This is a genomic window from Streptomyces sp. NPDC052107 (assembly GCF_040680215.1).
Taxonomy (GTDB): Bacteria; Actinomycetota; Actinomycetes; order Streptomycetales; family Streptomycetaceae; genus Streptomyces.
In genome coordinates, this window is sequence record NZ_JBFAWG010000122.1 from 1 (window position 1) to 14,826 (window position 14,826).

Below are 14,826 nucleotides of genomic sequence, written 5' to 3' on the forward strand. Positions count from 1 at the left end.
ATGACCTCGCGGTGGGCGGCGCCGTAGGAGCGGAGCTCGTCGGTGACGATCACTCGCGGCACCGCCCGGGTCTTCTTCATCAGCCTGCGGAAGAAACGCCTTGCCGCGGCCTTGTCCCGGCGGTTCTGCACGAGGATGCCGAGTGTGTTGCCGTCCTGGTCGACAGCCCGCCCCAGGCACTTCAGCTCTCCGCTGACCTTGATGAAGACCTCGTCCAAATGCCATGTGCCGCCGGGCCGGGGCCGGCGGCGGCGCAGTCCGTCGGCGTAGGCCTGCCCGAACTTCAAACACCACCGCCGCCGCACCGTCTCATACGAGACGATCACGCCGCGCTGGAGTACCAGCTCCTCCACGTCGCGGAACGACAGAGGGAAGCGGAAGTACAGCCACACGCAGTGAGAGATCACCTCGACCGGCTACCGGTGACCCCTGCACGACAGCGACGTGTCCTCCACGGTCGATCCCCCTCCACCGTGATCAACCTGAAGATCGTCCCACCCTGTCAGCCGATATGACAGTGCCCCGACTGAGGCGTCCCCGCGCGATGGCCTGACAGCGGCAGGGCCGCCAGGTCCGATCGTGGTCGTGTCGGCCTTGCGTGAGAACAATCGTTCTCGTACGGTTGGTGCTCGACGGTGAGAACGCTCGTTCTCACGACGGTCCACCCACGCCAACGGAACCCACTCCCCGCCGGCGGCGATACCGCACAGACCCAAGGAAGCGACATGACTGACGAAGCACGCCCCCCGTTCCCGCCGTTCACCCGGGAGACCGCCATCGAGAAGGTCCGCCTGGCGGAAGACGGCTGGAACACCCGCGACCCGGAGAAGGTCGCCCTCGCATACACCGTGGACTCGCGCTGGAGGAACCGCGCGGAGTTCGCCACCGGCCGTGACGAGATCATCGCCTTCCTCACCCGCAAGTGGAACCGGGAGCTGGAGTACCGGCTCATCAAGGAACTGTGGGCCTTCGACGGCAACCGTATCGCCGTGCGCTTCGCCTACGAATGCCACGACGACTCACGCAACTGGTTCCGTTCCTACGGCAACGAGAACTGGGAGTTCGACGACAACGGCCTGATGCGACGGCGCTACGCCTGCATCAACGACCTCCCCATCAAGGAGTCGGAACGCAAGTTCCACTGGCCCCTCGGGCGCCGCCCCGACGACCACCCCGGCCTGAGCGACCTCGGCCTCTGACCGCCCGGCCCCGCGCCGTGGATGGGCCCCAATGCCGCACCCGCGGCGGGGTCGTTCGCGCGTGAGGCCGCACCTGCGACAGAGACCGCCGCGTACCTGGAGGGCAGTTCGGCTACGCCGCCATCAGTTCGATCGGCTCCCGGCTGAATGCGCGGACCCCCGAAGGCGATTCCCGGCCGTTGACTGCTTTGACGTAAGCGCCTGCCCGGCAGCCGTTCTGGCGCGCCCCCGGGCGCACCGCAACCGGCCCGGCCGGAGGTGATCGACCGCAAGCCGGGCCCGGCCGGAGGTCGGTACCCATTCACCCCCGAAGCGATGGGGTGGCGGCTCGCGCCCCATCCACTTGCCCACCACCGGTGAGGGGAGCAAGACTCCCTCGCGGGCCTTGAAGACCCTCTCACCTGCGGTGAGCGTGGGGCGTTGCTCCAGATTTCGGCAATTCCCTCACCCCTCTTGCACCGAGAACCATCGTTCTATAGGGTGATCTCAACCAATAGAACCATCGTTCTCGCTGGAGTCTCACGACACTGCCGCCGTTGACCGGACGGATTGCCGGTTCAGCCACCGCGAGTGCCGCTTGACCGCCGCCTCGGCCCTGACGTCGACCCAGCCCAGGGCCGTGGGCCAAGAAGCCGCAGAACATGAGCCTCTGGATGCGGCCTCGGAAAGTTCAGATGGGCGTTCCCATGACCCTCTCGCAAACCGCAACACAACCCCAGCCGACGGCGCTGTGCGTGTCCGGCGAACAGCCCCGGATAGCCCCCGTGACCACTGCGCCGGCCCATGTTCGGACAGGCATGCACCGGCACGGCATGATCGCTCTTCCCGCCGAGGAGCGCTGGGTATACACAGCCCGCCACTTCGCCGCGTCTCTGTTGGCCCGATGGGACGTCGTCCCAGAGGATCAGGACTCCGTGCTGCTGATCGTCGGCGAGCTTGCGGGGAACGCGGCCCAGCACGGACGAGCCGACATGATCGTGAGACTCACGTTCGAAGGCCGGGCCGTGCGTATCGAGGTTGCGGACTCCGGCGCCTCGGCGCCCTCGCCCCACCCTCGCTGCGCCGGTGCCGGTGATGAGCACGGCCGCGGCGTGGGCATCGTCGAGTTCCTGGCGGACTGGACCGAGACGCTCGAGGAACGGGATCGCCGACGGGACCGCGCCGGTCTGCGCATCGCCACCGCACCGGCCGGGTCGTCCCGGGCGGACCCTGTGCTCGGTTGAGAGTGCGGAGGGCAGAGAGCAACTGCCCGGCCCCGCTCCGGGCAGGGCGCGTACGGCGACGGTCCGGCCCGCGCCCGGGAATGCACCTTGCGACCTGGCGCGCTATACCGCGAGAGAACGATCGTTTTCGAGAATAAGGTGATCGAAGTGGAACTCGAAACGACTGAGCAGCGGATCCTCGACGCCGCCGAGGAACTCTTCTACGGCCAAGGCATACAGTCGGTGGGAATGGACGCGATCCGCACCGCCTCCGGCGTGCCCCTCAAGCGCCTGTACCAGATCTTCCCTTCCAAGAATTCCCTGGTCGAGGCGTACCTGAGGCGGCGGGACGCGAGGTGGCTCCACGATCTGGCTCAGTACGTGGATACCCACGACTCACCCACGCAGCGGATCCTGGCAGTCTTCGACTGGCTGTTCCACTGGTTCAGCGAGCCGGACTACCGCGGCTGCGGATTCATCAACTCCTTCGGGGAACTGGGAGCGACCTCCCAGGCCGTGGCCGACATCGCGAAAGCCCACAAGGACGCCTTCCGGCGCTATCTTGCCGATCTCGTAGCCGCCGCGGACGCGCCCACGTGGCTGACCGACCAGCTCGTTCTCCTTGCCGAGGGCGCGATGACCACAGCGGCCATCTCCGGGTCTCCCGAGCCCGCCCGTCACGCCAAGGACGCCGCCCGCATCCTGCTGCGGACCGCTCACGCAGGCGTCGTCGCCGCTGTCTGAGCACGCGGTCGCCTTCACTCACAGCCCCGGTCTTCGTAGGGGCATCCCGGCCCTTTGCAGCTCGGTTCGGAGTGGTGGGGCGCAGCGCGAGGACAGCTTGAACGGGGCCGGTGATGCTGTGCGGCAGCCGCCAGGTCCTGAGTGCGGCGCCACGGTCTGTTCGCCCCGTGCCCTGATTCGGGCGCGGAAGACGCAGACGGCACGCGGACACCGCCCTGGTCTGCCCACGCTCGACGTTCCGCCGTCGTCCTGACTGACCCCGTGGCCGGAGTGGGCCCAGGGCCCCCGCCCCCTCACTGCGACCCCATGTCGTGCTGGGGGGCGCGGGAAGCGGCGGGGGCCCCGTAGTGGTGGCCCTGATCGCTCGAAGCGGACCGGCGTGCCGGGCCGGGAGCCTCATTGGCAACGGCCGCCGGCACGGCGAACGGCTGGATCAGAAGGGCTTGCTGGGCAGGTACTTGCCGTCCAGGGTGATCACCGCGCGCTCGCCGCCCTCGGGGTCGGCGACCTTCTTCACGTCGAGCCTGAAGTTGATCGCGCTGATGATGCCGTCGCCGAACTGCTCGTGGATCAGGGCCTTGAGCGTGGTGCCGTAGACCTGGACGATCTCGTAGAAGCGGTAGATCGTCGGGTCGGTCGGGACGCCGCCGGGGATGGAGCCGCGGACCGGGATGGTCTGCAGCAGTACGGCCGCCTCCTCGTCCAGGTCCAGCAGCTCGGCGACCGCCCTCGCGGCGGCCTCCGGCAGGGGATGCTGACCCAGCAGGGCGGCGGTGGTGAATGCGACCGACAGGCCGGTGACGTCGGCGATCTGCTGCTAGGACAGGTCCTTGCGTGTCTTGGCCTCGACAACTTCGGCGGCCAGAGCCTGGCGAGCGGCGGGGTCGAACTGGGCGTGCACCATGGGGGTGTTCCTTTCCTACGTGCTGGCCCGCACCACGGCGGGCACAACGGACTCGAACGGTCGGGGGACCAGACCGCCGGACGGCGGTCTGGATAAGAGGGGCAGGGCGGCTCAGACTGCGAGAGCAGCGGATGAGCCCGTGACGGGGTCGAGTCGGTCGACCGCGCCGGTGGGGATGTCGTAGACCCAGCCGCGCAGCGTGAGGGTCTTCGCAGCCAGCGCCCGGCCGACGCAGGGGTGCGCCGCCAGGTTCGCCACCTGGGCGATCACGTTGCTCCGTACCAGAACGCTTACCTTGTCCTCCCCGGCCCCGGCCGCGCGCGCCGCACGGGCCAGGGAGGCGTCCGCGTGTCGCAGCCAGTGGGCGACGGCCGGCAGGGCGGCGAGGTCGTGGTCGTCGGCCAGGGCGGTCATCGCGCCACAGAATGCCCGCAGACGACGATGTCGGACACGCCCAGGACGACGACGGCGACCGCGGACTGGATGGCGCGGCTCGGACGCAACCTCGTCATGGACTTGGAGGACGCAGGCAGCAAGGCCAGGTTCTTGATACGTGACCGAGACTCCAAGTTCACGGCAGGCTTCGACGCTGTGCTGACCGATGCCGGGCTGGAGATCGTCACCGGCCGCATCAAGATGCCACAGATGAACTCCATCATGGAGCGCTGGATACAGAGCTGCCGGCACGAACTGCTGGACCGCACCCTCATAGGGGACCAGCGCCATCTGCTCCAAGCCCTGCGCGAGTTCGAGTTGTACTACAACGAGCACCGGCCGCACCGAGCCCCGAATCAGGCGGCCCCGCTCCGCCTGCTGTCCGAACCGATCACCGAGCCAGGACAGATCAGACGCCTGGAGATCCGCCGACGAGATCGGCTCGGCGGAACCCTTCGCGAGTACCAACATGCAGCCTGAACTGGGCGGATGAATAATCGACACCCGCGGGGCTGACCCCTCGACAAATTCCCAGCTCACGACGGTGAAGCCGTTTTGAAGTCCTACGCTCCGTCATCTCCTGAACTCCGACGCGGGCGGCGGTCCGGTTTCCCCTCAGTGTCCGGGACTCCGGGCCGGCCGGGGTTTGTTGCATCCCGGTAAGTACGCCATGACGTTTACGTTCGACTACTGACGCGCTTGTGGGGGCGTTCGTAGGGTGACACGCACTTGGTCGGACCATCTGACCATCTCACTTCGCCCTGCGTCCGTGACCGAGAGGAATACACCCATGCGCCACCGTCTGCCGATAGCAGCGGCGTCCGCCGCCTCCGTCGCCTTCATGTCGGCCTGCGGCGCCGGGTCGACAGCGAACGCCACGGCCCCCACAGCCGCGGTTTCGCCCGCCTGCAAGAAGCTGCAGACCAGCCATCCAGATCTCAGAGGCAAGACGTTCACCAACGCGATCAATCCGCACACACCCGGTTACGAGGCGCTCGACCCCGCGGATCCGAGCAGATACGTCGGGTTCGACATCGATCTCGGCACCGCTCTGGGCGAGTGTCTGGGCTTCAAACTCACCTACAAGCCGGTGGCCTTCCCGGCGCTGCTGCCGACACTGCAGAGCGGCCAGGCCGACCTCGTCATCTCCGACATCTACGCCACCAAAGAGCGCGCCAGGGCGGCGGACTTCGTCACCTATTCGAAGGTCTACGACGGGGTGCTGGTGCGGAAGGGCAACCCGAAGAAGCTCACGGGCATCAACACCTCCCTGTGCGGATCCACCGCCGCGCTCAACACCGGATTCGTCGAGGTGCCCCTCGTCCAGAACCTGGGCGGCGCATGCAAGGCCGCCGGCCGTCCCGCCCCGCAGGTGCAGCTGTACGACAACAACGCCCAGTGCATCCAGGCGATCCTCGCCGGCCGCGCGGACACCTACATCAACGACGTCAACACGGTGACCCAGGCGGTCAAGGCGAACCCGAAGACGCTGGGCAAGGCGACCGCCGTGACGCTGCCCTACTCCATCGGCATCGCCGTGCCGAAGGGCAAAACCCAGTTCCGTAATGCCGTTCAGGCCGCCCTCGTGGAGATCCAGAAGGACGGCACTCAGACGAAACTGCTGAAGAAGTGGTCGCTCGAGACGGGCACTCTGGAGGCACCGCGGCTGGTGACGGGCTGATGTCCCAGTTCCTCCACTACCTGGAACTGCCGTATCTGCTGCAGGGCATCCTCATCACCCTGCAGCTGACGGGGCTGGGACTGCTCGGCGGTCTGGTGCTGGGCTTCGCCCTGGCGAGTATGCAGCTGTCCCGGCACCGGGCGCTGTCCACGGCGGCGCGCGGATACACGATCGTCTTCCGCGGCACCCCGCTGATCCTCCAACTGGTCTTCGCCTACGACGCCTTGCCGCACGCCGGGCTGACGCTCAGCCCCCTGACGGCGGCCGGGCTCGCGCTCGCGGCCAACGAGGCCACCTTCATCGCGGAGGTCTTCCGGTCCGGCGTACTCGGGGTCGACAAGGGCCAGGTCACCGCCGGCCAGGCGCTCGGTATGACACCGCGCGTGATCATGAGGCGCGTCATCGCTCCACAGGCGGTGCGCCTCATGGTCCCGGCCCTTGGCAACGAAGCCGTGACGACGCTCAAGAACTCCTCGCTCGCATCCTTCGTCGCCGTCCAGGAACTGACCCTGCGCAGCACCCAACTCGCCTCGTCCACCTTCGACTTCTTCTCCGTATTCTTCGCGTCCGGCGTGATGTATCTCGTCCTCACCGGAGCCATCAGCGCCGTACAGCTGGCGGCCGAGCGCGCGCTCGATCTGGACCGCCCCGCCTCCCGGTCGTGGGCAGACCGGCTGCTGCCGCTCCGCCGGCCCCTCGCCGCACCCGTAGCGGTGGCGGCAGCGGCGAAGGACACCGTCGCCGACGACGAACCGTGGGCGCCTCCGGCCCCGCCCGAGCCGTGGGAGCGGGAAGCCCGCGTGGCCGCACTCGACGGTGCCCGGGCCGCCGTCGAGGTTCGCAATCTGCACAAGAGCTACGGGGAGCAGGTCGTACTCGACGGGCTGGACATGACCGTACGGACCGGCGAGGTCGTCGCCCTGCTCGGCCCCAGCGGCTCCGGCAAGAGCACCCTGCTGCGCACCATCAACCACCTGGAGGACGTGGACGCGGGTGCCGTCCTGATCAACGGCCACCGTCTCGGCTACCAGGACGGCGGCAAGCCGCTCTCCCCCGCGAAGATCGCAGACGCCCGCGCCGAGGTCGGCGTCGGCATGGTCTTCCAGCACTTCAACCTCTTCAGCCACCTCACCGCCCTGGAAAACGTGGCGGGACCCCTGCGGTGGGTCCACCGGATGCCGTCCGCGGAGGCGGAACACAGGGCGGGCGAGCTGCTGGAACGGGTCGGTCTCGCCCACCGGGCGGACGCGCTGCCGCGGCACCTGTCGGGCGGGCAGCAGCAGCGTGTGGCCATCGCCCGGGCGCTGGCGCCCAATCCCCGGGTGCTGCTGCTCGATGAGCCGACGTCGGCCCTCGACCCGGAACTCGTCCACGAAGTACTCGAGGTGATCCGCGGGCTCGCCCGCGAGGACGGGCTGACCATGCTCATCGCCACGCACCAGTTGCGCTTCGCCCAAGAGGTCGCCGACCGGGTGGTGTTCATCAGCAACGGCTCCGTGACCGAAGAGGGGCCCGCCGAGGAGCTTCTCACTCGCCCCAGGCACCCGGCCACCGCCCGGTTCCTGCGGGTCATGGGAGCGCAGAGCGTAGGAGGCGTCGCATGACAGTCCCGGCCGACGACTCGGTGGGGAAGGCGACCTTCGTCTTCTCGCCCGCGGACGGGGTGCCGCCGCAGGTCGGCCCCTTCGCCCACGCGACCCGCTTCGGATCGCTGGTCTTCGTCACCGGCCAGATGCCCACCGACCCGGCGACCGGGCGATTGGTGGAGGGCGATGTGGTCGCCCAGGCAGAGCAGGTGCGCCGCAATCTGGAGGCCGTACTACGCCAGTTCGGCCTCACGCTCGACGACGTCCTGATGGTCCGGGTCTATCTCACCGACTTCGACGACTTCGACGTCTTCAACGCAACGTACGAAACCTGGTTCGACGGCCCTCTACCGAGCCGCACCTGCGTCGGGGTCTCCGGTCTCGCCGTGAGGGCAGCCATCGAGATCGACCTCATCGCCGGAATCCCAGAGAGGAAGCATTCATGACTCTCCCCCTCCTTCAGCCCCACGAGGGGCCCATCCCGGGCCGGCACTACCTGGCGTCGACCAGCGAGACCGTCACCTGGGGCTGGCTCCCCGCCGAAGGCACCGCACCGGTCACCGAAATGGGCTCCGGGGAGACGATCACCGTCGACACCGTCTCGCACGAGGGCATCCTGGAAGACCAGGGCAGGGACCCCGTGACCTTCTTCGGGCAGTTCGGGGTCGACCCTGCCGACGTGCTGCGTGACGCCGTCGACATCGCTACCGGGCACCCCGTCCGTGACGCCGTCGGCGACGGGCCGCATGTCACCACCGGACCCATCGCGGTCAACGGGACCAGGCCCGGCGACGTGCTGCGGGTCGACTTCCTGGAGCTCGTCCCGCGCGCACCGTACGGAGTCATCTCCAGCAGACACGGCTACGGGGCCCTGGCCGGAGAGCTGCCATGCCTGCCGCACCCCGGCTTCGTGCCCGATCCTGGCGACCCGGAGAAGGCCGGCTCCGTCTCCACGTTCTGCCGGGCCTCGGCGGATCTGACCGGCACCCTGCCGGTGCCCGGTGGCCGGGAGCTGCGCTTCCCCCTCGCGCCTTTCCTGGGGCTCATCGGGGTGACTCCCCGTGGTACCGCCCCGCTCCACTCCGTACCGCCCGGCCCGTTCGGCGGGAACCTGGACGTCAAGGACCTCGTGACCGGAACCAGCCTGTATCTGCCCGTGCAGGTGGACGGCGCCGGGCTGTTCGTCGGGGATCCGCACTATGCCCAGGGGCACGGCGAGGTGGCCCTTACCGCGCTTGAGGCACCGCTGCGCGCAACCTTGCGGGTCGAGGTGCTGCCGTCGGCCGAGAGCCGCGCTCTCGTGGGGTTGCTGCGCCGGCCCTTCGGTGAGACCTCGCAGCACTGGATCGCGCTCGGCCTGCATCGCGACCTCAACGAGGCGTTCCGCGAATCCGTCCGCGAGGCGCTCCGGGTCCTCGCCGATCTGTACGAGGTGCCGACGGACATCGGGTACGCCTATCTGAGTGCCGCCGCGGATTTCGTGGTGAGCCAGGTGGTGGACGATGTCAAGGGCGTCCACTGCCTGATCCGCAAGAGCGACTTCGGCGCGTGGACGTGATCGTGGAAGACTGCCGATGCCGGGCTCAGCCGTGGGTTGAAGCCCCGGCCCGAGGTGATCGGACACGGTACGCTGACTGCACGTTCGGTGAGGAGGTAACGGGTATGGGAGTGGCGAAAGTTCCGCCGCTGCGCACCCGTGCCCACAGCGTCAGCGACGCGCTGGTCGCCCATCTGGAACAGCTGATCGCGCTGGGCGAACTCGGACCGGGTGACAAACTGCCGTCCGAGCGCGAACTGGCCGAGTCGCTGTCAGTCTCGCGGACCTCGCTCCGCGAGGCCCTGCATCAGCTGGAGGCCAAGCACCTCATCGAGCGGCGGCCGGGGCGGGGCACCGTGGTGCTGGCTCCGCCCGCCCAGGTCAGCGATCTCTATGCAAATCTGACCGAGTTGGCCGAGGCCGACCGGGAACTGGCCAATGTGGCCGAGCTGCGGACGGTCATCGAACCGAAGATCGCCGAATTCGCGGCACTGCGGGCCACCAGCGCCGACCTGCTGCAGATGGACGACATCCTGCACGTCACGGACGAGAACCTGCTGGCGGTCAAATCGCTGGAGCTGGACGTCCAGTTCCATCTCGCCTTGGCCCGGGCGAGCCACAATCCGCTGCTCACCGCGCTCACCACGATGGTCAGTTCATGGACCACGCCGGTACGCAAAGACTCCCACAGCACCCGGGAGGGCCGACGGGCGTCGCTGGCCGGCCACCGGGCGATCCGGGACGCGATCGAGGCCCGTGACCCGGCGGCGGCAGCCGAAGCGATGATTCTTCACCTCGCGGACGTCGACCAGCTGATCCGGCGCACGCGCGACGACAGCGCACCCTCCGACGGCCAGGCCTGACCGTCGGCCTACTCAGGGCTGACCTTCCTCACCACCGCGACACCCCCGTCACAAGGGCGGCGTGATCCCCTCTGCAAGCCCTTCCGCATGCCTCTTCTGTTTGCACGGTTCCCCAATACCGCGCTGTTCACGTGGGCCCCGGCCATGCCGTGAGCCGACCCGCCCACAGCCCCGATCCAACGACATGAACACAGGAGTATCCATGAACACCTCTGCCATGGACTCGGGTGACGCCCGGGAGCTGCTCATCTCCGGCCTCGGGCGGCGTGGTTTCCTGCGCGCCGCCACCGCCGTGACTACGGCGGGAGCGGCGGCGACACTGTTGTCGAACGATCCGGCGCAGGCGGCTTCGTCCACGAAGGCGCCCATTACCGCGTACCCGACGGAGATCCTCCAGCCAGGTAAGGGACCGGTCCACGGCAAGCACTACCTGTCCTCCCTTCCGGAGCAGGTCCGTTGGGGGTACGTCCCCTCGCTCGACAGCCGGCCGGTGCTGCGGATGCGTTCCGGGGAGACGGTGACCGTCGACACGGTCTCCCACGAGGGCCTCCTGGAAGATCAGGGACGTGACCCCGCCGCCTACTTCAAAGGCCACGGTGTGCCTGCCGATCAGGTGCTCGACGACGCCATCGCCATCGCCCGCGACTACACCCGCACCACCCGCAACTTCGATGTCGACGGCCCGCACGTGGTCACCGGCCCGATCCACGTCGAGGAGGCGCAGCCCGGTGACGTACTGAAGATCGAGATCCTCTCGCTCCTGCCGCGTGTGCCCTATGGCGTCGTATCGAGCCGCCACGGCAAGGGCGCCCTCGCCCGCCAGGCGGTCGGCTCGGCCCCTGCGGGGATCACCCTCGCCGAGGTCATGCCCCCGGTGTCGACAGACGGCAGGTCCACCGCAGACCCCGTCCACTACGGCAACGTCTCGGTCTTCACGCCGGTCCGCCGCGGTGGCGCCGGGGTCCTCAACGGAGTGGTACCGCTCGGCACTTCAGGTGAGGTCGCATTCCCGCTCAAGCCTCACATGGGCATGATGGGCGTCGCCTTCGCCTCCGCGGACGCCCTCACGGCACCGGCGCTCAACTCGATACCGCCGAGCCTCGGCGGGGGCAACATCGACATCAACCGGCTCCAGCAGGGCGCGACCCTCTACCTCCCGGTGTTCGCCGAAGGCGCGCTGTTCTACACCGGCGACCCACACATGGCCATGGGCAACGGCGAGGTGGCGCTCACCGCCATGGAGGGTTCCCTGCGCACGACCTTCCGCCTGACCGTGTGCAAGCAGGACTCCGGTGAAGCCCCGTCCGTCGCGTTCCACTACCCCTTCGCCGAGACTCCGGACGCATGGGTGGCCGTGGGCCTGTCGGATCCCGACGGCAGCCAGAACGGCCAGATCAACGACCTGAACATCGCGATGCGGCGGGCCGTGGTCAACGCACTGGACTTCCTGGAGCACGACCTCGGCATGGACCGGGCCGTGGCGTACGCGTATCTGTCGGCGGCCGCCGATTTCGAGGTGTCCCAGGTCGTGGACCGCACCGTCGGCGTACACGGCGCCATCGAGAAGGCGCACTTCACCAACCGGCGCCACGCATAAGGGTGCCGACTGCACTCCTCGGATGCCGGCCGGACGCAGTCGCCCGCAATCTCCGGTGACATGAGACACCGCCGAACCGATGACGGTCGTCCCGTGCCCATCACGTCCGCGGCACTCTCCGCGGCGGACGCAACGCGAGCAAACACCTAGCTGCCGCCCAACGGCGGTACGAGAGAGGACCAGTGGACGCGTGAGCGAGCACAGCAACGTCAGCCAGCACGGCAATCTGAACAGACGCGGCTTCATCGGTGCCGTGGGCGCGATCGGCGCGCTGGGCATCGTCGGCGAAACCGCGGACCCGGCCTTCGCCCAGGGGGCGGCCTCCCCGAGGGCAGCGGCCGGTACGTCCCGGCCGCGGTCTCGCGCCCGCGGCTTCGAACTGATCGAGGCGACCGTCGCCGACATCCACGACGCCTACCGCGACGGCCGGCTGACCTGCCGGGAGCTGGTGCAGCAGTACCTCGACCGGATCGCCGCCTACGACCAGCGAGGGCCTGCCCTGAAGGCGATCATCACCGTCAATCCGCGTGCGCTCGAGGTCGCCGACGAACTCGACCGCCAGTACCGGCGTTCCGGCCTCACCGGCACGCTGCACGGCATACCAGTGATCCTCAAGGACAATTACGACACCTTCGACATGCCGACCACCGGCGGCAACACAGCGATGCGTACCTCCGTGCCGCCCACCGACGCGTTCACGGTCGCCAAGATGCGCAAGGCGGGGGCACTCATCCTCGCCAAGGCCAACCTGCAGGAATTCGCCCGGGGCGGCAACTCGCTCAGTTCGCTGGGCGGGCAGGTCCTGAACCCCTACGATCTCACCCGGACCCCGGGCGGCTCCAGCGGCGGCACCGGTGCGGCGATCGCGGCGAACTTCGCCGTCCTGGGCACGGGCAGCGACACCGGCCAGTCGGTCCGCTCCCCCGCCTCGGCCAACAGCCTCGTCGGAGTGCGCTGCACCAGAGGCCTGATCAGCCGTAGCGGCGTCATACCGGCCAGCATCACCCAGGACGAACTCGGCCCCATCACCCGCACCGTGGAGGACGCGGCTCGGCTGCTCGACGTCATGGCGGGCTTCGACCCCGCCGACCCCGTCACGGGATACGGCGTCGGCCGCCCTCCGCGCAGCTATACGGATCGATTGCGACGCGACGCGCTGCATGGCGCCCGCATCGGCGTGATGACCAACCTGTTCGGCACCGAGACACGCCACCAGGAGGTCAACCGCGTGATGGAGGACGTCATCTCCACCATGCAGGCGCAGGGCGCCACCATCATCCGCTTCAGCCTGCCGGAGTACGACACCCTCCAGTCCATCGTGGTCACCTCCACATGGGAGGCGCGCACGGCCATGGACGCGTACTTCGCGTCACTCGGCCCGGACGCCCCGGTGCACACCTTCGACCAACTGGTCGCCTCCAAGACGGCGACGCCCGAGGCACAGGCGGCGCTCGAGACGGAGATCGCCATCGTCGACGGCCTGAACAACGCGGTCTACGAGGACCACTTCGTCAACCGCGAGAAGCTTCGGCTGGCGGTGTCGGCCAAGATGGCCGAGCTCGACATTGAGGCGATCCTGTACCCGCTGCAGAAGGTGCTCGTCTCCCCGGTCGGCATACCGCAGCCGGAGCGCAACGGCACCCTGTCGAACGGCACGGGGTTCCCGGCCGTCTGCTTCCCCGGCGGGTTTTCCACCCCCACACCGGCAGCTCCGATCGGCGTGCCGGTCGGCGCGGAACTGCTCGGGCGTGAATTCGACGAGCCGCTGCTCCTCTCGCTCGCCTATGCCTACGAGAAGGCCACGAAGACCCGGAAACCACCACGCAGCACACCGCCCCTGGCGGGGTAGCCGCAGGCGAGAGGCACGCATGCGCAGTTCGTCGCCGCGGATCATCTCGTCGCCGGCAAGACCATCGTCCATCCGACACGCCCTGCCGAGTCGCTTCATTTGGAGAGTCCGCGGTAGCAGATGAGGCCGGCGTCAATGCCAGCGCAAGCCGGGCAAATTTCCGGCTTGCGCTCATATCTGCGATGGATCCTGCGACAGCCGGGAAGCCCCGACAACGGGGCGCTCGGATACCCGTCGGTGCCGGTCAGGCAGTGGGAATTCTCCATGCCGCGACGGCGAAGATCCTCGGAGAGACCGCTGGGATCGTGGTGGGCTCTCGGCAGCGGGCCAGGAGTTGCCTGGCCAGACGCGCGACGATGCCGACTCGGCCGTCGAGGAAGGCGGACACCGTGCGCACGTGCTTGGGCTGGGTGAGGCTTCGAGCTGACCAGGCCCGTGCCCTGGTAGCCGCCGTCCGCGATCACCACGGCCTTGCCGACGGCGGCCTTGGCACCGGACAGCTCCCACGCCTTGCAGTCGTTGCGGTTGCCGGGCAGTGGCCGGCCGACAGCGACGACGAGCCGAGTGTCTGGGTCAATGACGACCTGGTGATTCGTGGAGTACCGATAGTTCTTGGACTGCTCGGTGACGGTGTGGTCACGGGTGGGGACCAAGGGGCCGTCCACGATCAGCACAGTGTCCCTGCGGAACCTCGGGGTCCGCGCCGACGGCTCCAAGGAACTGGTCGCACTCAAGGACGGCTACCGCGAGTCCGCCGAATCGTGGGCCGACCTGATGTGCGACTGCGCCCGCCGGGGCATGCGCGCCCCGGTCCTGGCGGTCGGCGACGGCGCCCTGGGCTTCTGGAAGGCGCTGGCCGAGGTGTTCCCCGAAACACGCGAGCAGCGGTGCTGGGTTCACAAAACGGCCAATGCCCTCGACTCCCTGCCGAAGTCCGCACAGCCCGGCGCGAAGAAGGCCATCCAGGACGTCTACAACGCCGAGGACCGCGACCACGCCGAGGCGGCGATCAAAACCTTCGCCAAGCTCTACGGCGCGAAGTTCCCCAAGGTTGTCAAGAAGATCACCGACGACCAGGACCAGCTGCTGGCGTTCTACAACTTCCCGGCCGAGCACTGGATCCACCTGCGGACCACGGATGAAATCGGCAACCCCTGCGGCCGGTTCACGTGGTGTTCTTTGGTGTGGTGGCGGGGCCGCGTGGCTGCCAGTGGGCGGTCATCACTGCG

The 14,826-nt window shown here is 68.4% G+C and carries 12 protein-coding genes and 4 pseudogenes; 12 read left to right on the forward strand and 4 right to left on the reverse strand.

Translation table 11 applies throughout. The features are described from left to right. On the reverse strand, positions 1-407 hold a 407-nt coding region (locus tag AB0M27_RS42920), incomplete at its 3' end, for an IS6 family transposase (RefSeq protein ID WP_365730874.1). A 318-nt stretch (positions 408-725) separates the two neighbouring features. Here AB0M27_RS42920 and AB0M27_RS42925 point away from each other — a divergent pair. The 3 genes from AB0M27_RS42925 (at position 726) to AB0M27_RS42935 (ending at position 3,145) form a co-directional block, all read left to right on the forward strand. After that, positions 726-1,199, forward strand: coding sequence for a nuclear transport factor 2 family protein (locus AB0M27_RS42925; RefSeq protein WP_365730876.1), 474 nt, complete (start codon positions 726-728; stop codon positions 1,197-1,199). Between the two features lie 812 nt (positions 1,200-2,011). Beyond that, positions 2,012-2,422, forward strand: coding sequence for an ATP-binding protein (locus AB0M27_RS42930; RefSeq protein ID WP_365730879.1), 411 nt, complete (start codon positions 2,012-2,014; stop codon positions 2,420-2,422). A 147-nt stretch (positions 2,423-2,569) separates the two neighbouring features. Further along, positions 2,570-3,145: a TetR/AcrR family transcriptional regulator gene (locus AB0M27_RS42935; protein ID WP_365730881.1), complete on the forward strand. Its 576-nt coding sequence runs from the start codon at positions 2,570-2,572 to the stop codon at positions 3,143-3,145. Between the two features lie 433 nt (positions 3,146-3,578). Here the strand turns inward: AB0M27_RS42935 and cynS are convergent. Next, positions 3,579-4,049 (reverse strand): annotated as a pseudogene (cynS, locus tag AB0M27_RS42940) (cyanase). A gap of 111 nt (positions 4,050-4,160) precedes the next feature. Next, positions 4,161-4,519 (reverse strand): annotated as a pseudogene (locus AB0M27_RS42945) (carbonic anhydrase); the annotation flags it as partial. On the opposite strand from AB0M27_RS42945, the gene AB0M27_RS42950 reads away from it, so the two are divergent. The 8 genes from AB0M27_RS42950 to AB0M27_RS42985 all read left to right on the forward strand — a co-directional run bounded on the left by AB0M27_RS42950 (position 4,491) and on the right by AB0M27_RS42985 (position 13,597). Beyond that, the gene (locus tag AB0M27_RS42950; protein WP_365730883.1) at positions 4,491-4,964 is read left to right on the forward strand and encodes an integrase core domain-containing protein; all 474 of its coding nucleotides are present in this window, start codon (positions 4,491-4,493) and stop codon (positions 4,962-4,964) included. The pseudogene AB0M27_RS42945 and the gene AB0M27_RS42950 sit on opposite strands and share 29 nt — an antisense overlap. Positions 4,965-5,274: 310 nt before the next feature. After that, positions 5,275-6,165 carry an ABC transporter substrate-binding protein gene (locus AB0M27_RS42955; RefSeq protein ID WP_365730885.1) on the forward strand — a complete coding sequence of 297 codons (891 nt, stop codon included), beginning with the start codon at positions 5,275-5,277 and terminating at the stop codon, positions 6,163-6,165. Continuing rightward, positions 6,165-7,769, forward strand: coding sequence for an amino acid ABC transporter permease/ATP-binding protein (locus AB0M27_RS42960; protein WP_365730887.1), 1,605 nt, complete (start codon positions 6,165-6,167; stop codon positions 7,767-7,769). The genes AB0M27_RS42955 and AB0M27_RS42960 overlap by 1 nt, the downstream gene beginning before the upstream one ends. After that, entirely contained in the window at positions 7,766-8,197 is a 432-nt protein-coding gene (locus AB0M27_RS42965; protein WP_365730889.1) for a Rid family detoxifying hydrolase, read from the forward strand. The genes AB0M27_RS42960 and AB0M27_RS42965 overlap by 4 nt, the downstream gene beginning before the upstream one ends. Further along, positions 8,194-9,309 carry an acetamidase/formamidase family protein gene (locus AB0M27_RS42970; RefSeq protein WP_365730891.1) on the forward strand — a complete coding sequence of 372 codons (1,116 nt, stop codon included), beginning with the start codon at positions 8,194-8,196 and terminating at the stop codon, positions 9,307-9,309. Before AB0M27_RS42965 ends, AB0M27_RS42970 begins: the two co-directional genes overlap by 4 nt. 104 nt (positions 9,310-9,413) lie before the next feature. After that, positions 9,414-10,151: a FadR/GntR family transcriptional regulator gene (locus AB0M27_RS42975; RefSeq protein ID WP_365730893.1), complete on the forward strand. Its 738-nt coding sequence runs from the start codon at positions 9,414-9,416 to the stop codon at positions 10,149-10,151. A 202-nt stretch (positions 10,152-10,353) separates the two neighbouring features. Continuing rightward, entirely contained in the window at positions 10,354-11,748 is a 1,395-nt protein-coding gene (locus AB0M27_RS42980) for an acetamidase/formamidase family protein (protein ID WP_365730895.1), read from the forward strand. 190 nt (positions 11,749-11,938) lie between these two features. Then, positions 11,939-13,597 (forward strand): amidase family protein, encoded by a 1,659-nt coding sequence (locus AB0M27_RS42985; protein ID WP_365730897.1) that lies wholly within the window; start codon positions 11,939-11,941, stop codon positions 13,595-13,597. Between the two features lie 425 nt (positions 13,598-14,022). Here the strand turns inward: AB0M27_RS42985 and AB0M27_RS42990 are convergent. Further along, a pseudogene (locus AB0M27_RS42990) lies at positions 14,023-14,289 on the reverse strand (transposase); the annotation flags it as partial. Here AB0M27_RS42990 and AB0M27_RS42995 point away from each other — a divergent pair. Then, a pseudogene (locus AB0M27_RS42995) lies at positions 14,288-14,743 on the forward strand (transposase); the annotation flags it as partial. The pseudogenes AB0M27_RS42990 and AB0M27_RS42995 sit on opposite strands and share 2 nt — an antisense overlap. Positions 14,744-14,826: the final 83 nt, after the last annotated feature.

Bases quoted from the DNA above. Each gene is read 5' to 3' on its own strand.
- AB0M27_RS42955 (WP_365730885.1), top strand. From the start codon at position 5,275: ATGCGCCACCGTCTGCCGATAGCAGCGGCGTCCGCCGCCTCCGTCGCC.
- AB0M27_RS42970 (WP_365730891.1), top strand. From the start codon at position 8,194: ATGACTCTCCCCCTCCTTCAGCCCCACGAGGGGCCCATCCCGGGCCGG.
- AB0M27_RS42980 (WP_365730895.1), top strand. From the start codon at position 10,354: ATGAACACCTCTGCCATGGACTCGGGTGACGCCCGGGAGCTGCTCATC.
- AB0M27_RS42975 (WP_365730893.1), top strand. From the start codon at position 9,414: ATGGGAGTGGCGAAAGTTCCGCCGCTGCGCACCCGTGCCCACAGCGTC.
- AB0M27_RS42965 (WP_365730889.1), top strand. From the start codon at position 7,766: ATGACAGTCCCGGCCGACGACTCGGTGGGGAAGGCGACCTTCGTCTTC.
- AB0M27_RS42930 (WP_365730879.1), top strand. From the start codon at position 2,012: ATGATCGCTCTTCCCGCCGAGGAGCGCTGGGTATACACAGCCCGCCAC.
- AB0M27_RS42960 (WP_365730887.1), top strand. From the start codon at position 6,165: ATGTCCCAGTTCCTCCACTACCTGGAACTGCCGTATCTGCTGCAGGGC.
- AB0M27_RS42925 (WP_365730876.1), top strand. From the start codon at position 726: ATGACTGACGAAGCACGCCCCCCGTTCCCGCCGTTCACCCGGGAGACC.
- AB0M27_RS42950 (WP_365730883.1), top strand. From the start codon at position 4,491: ATGTCGGACACGCCCAGGACGACGACGGCGACCGCGGACTGGATGGCG.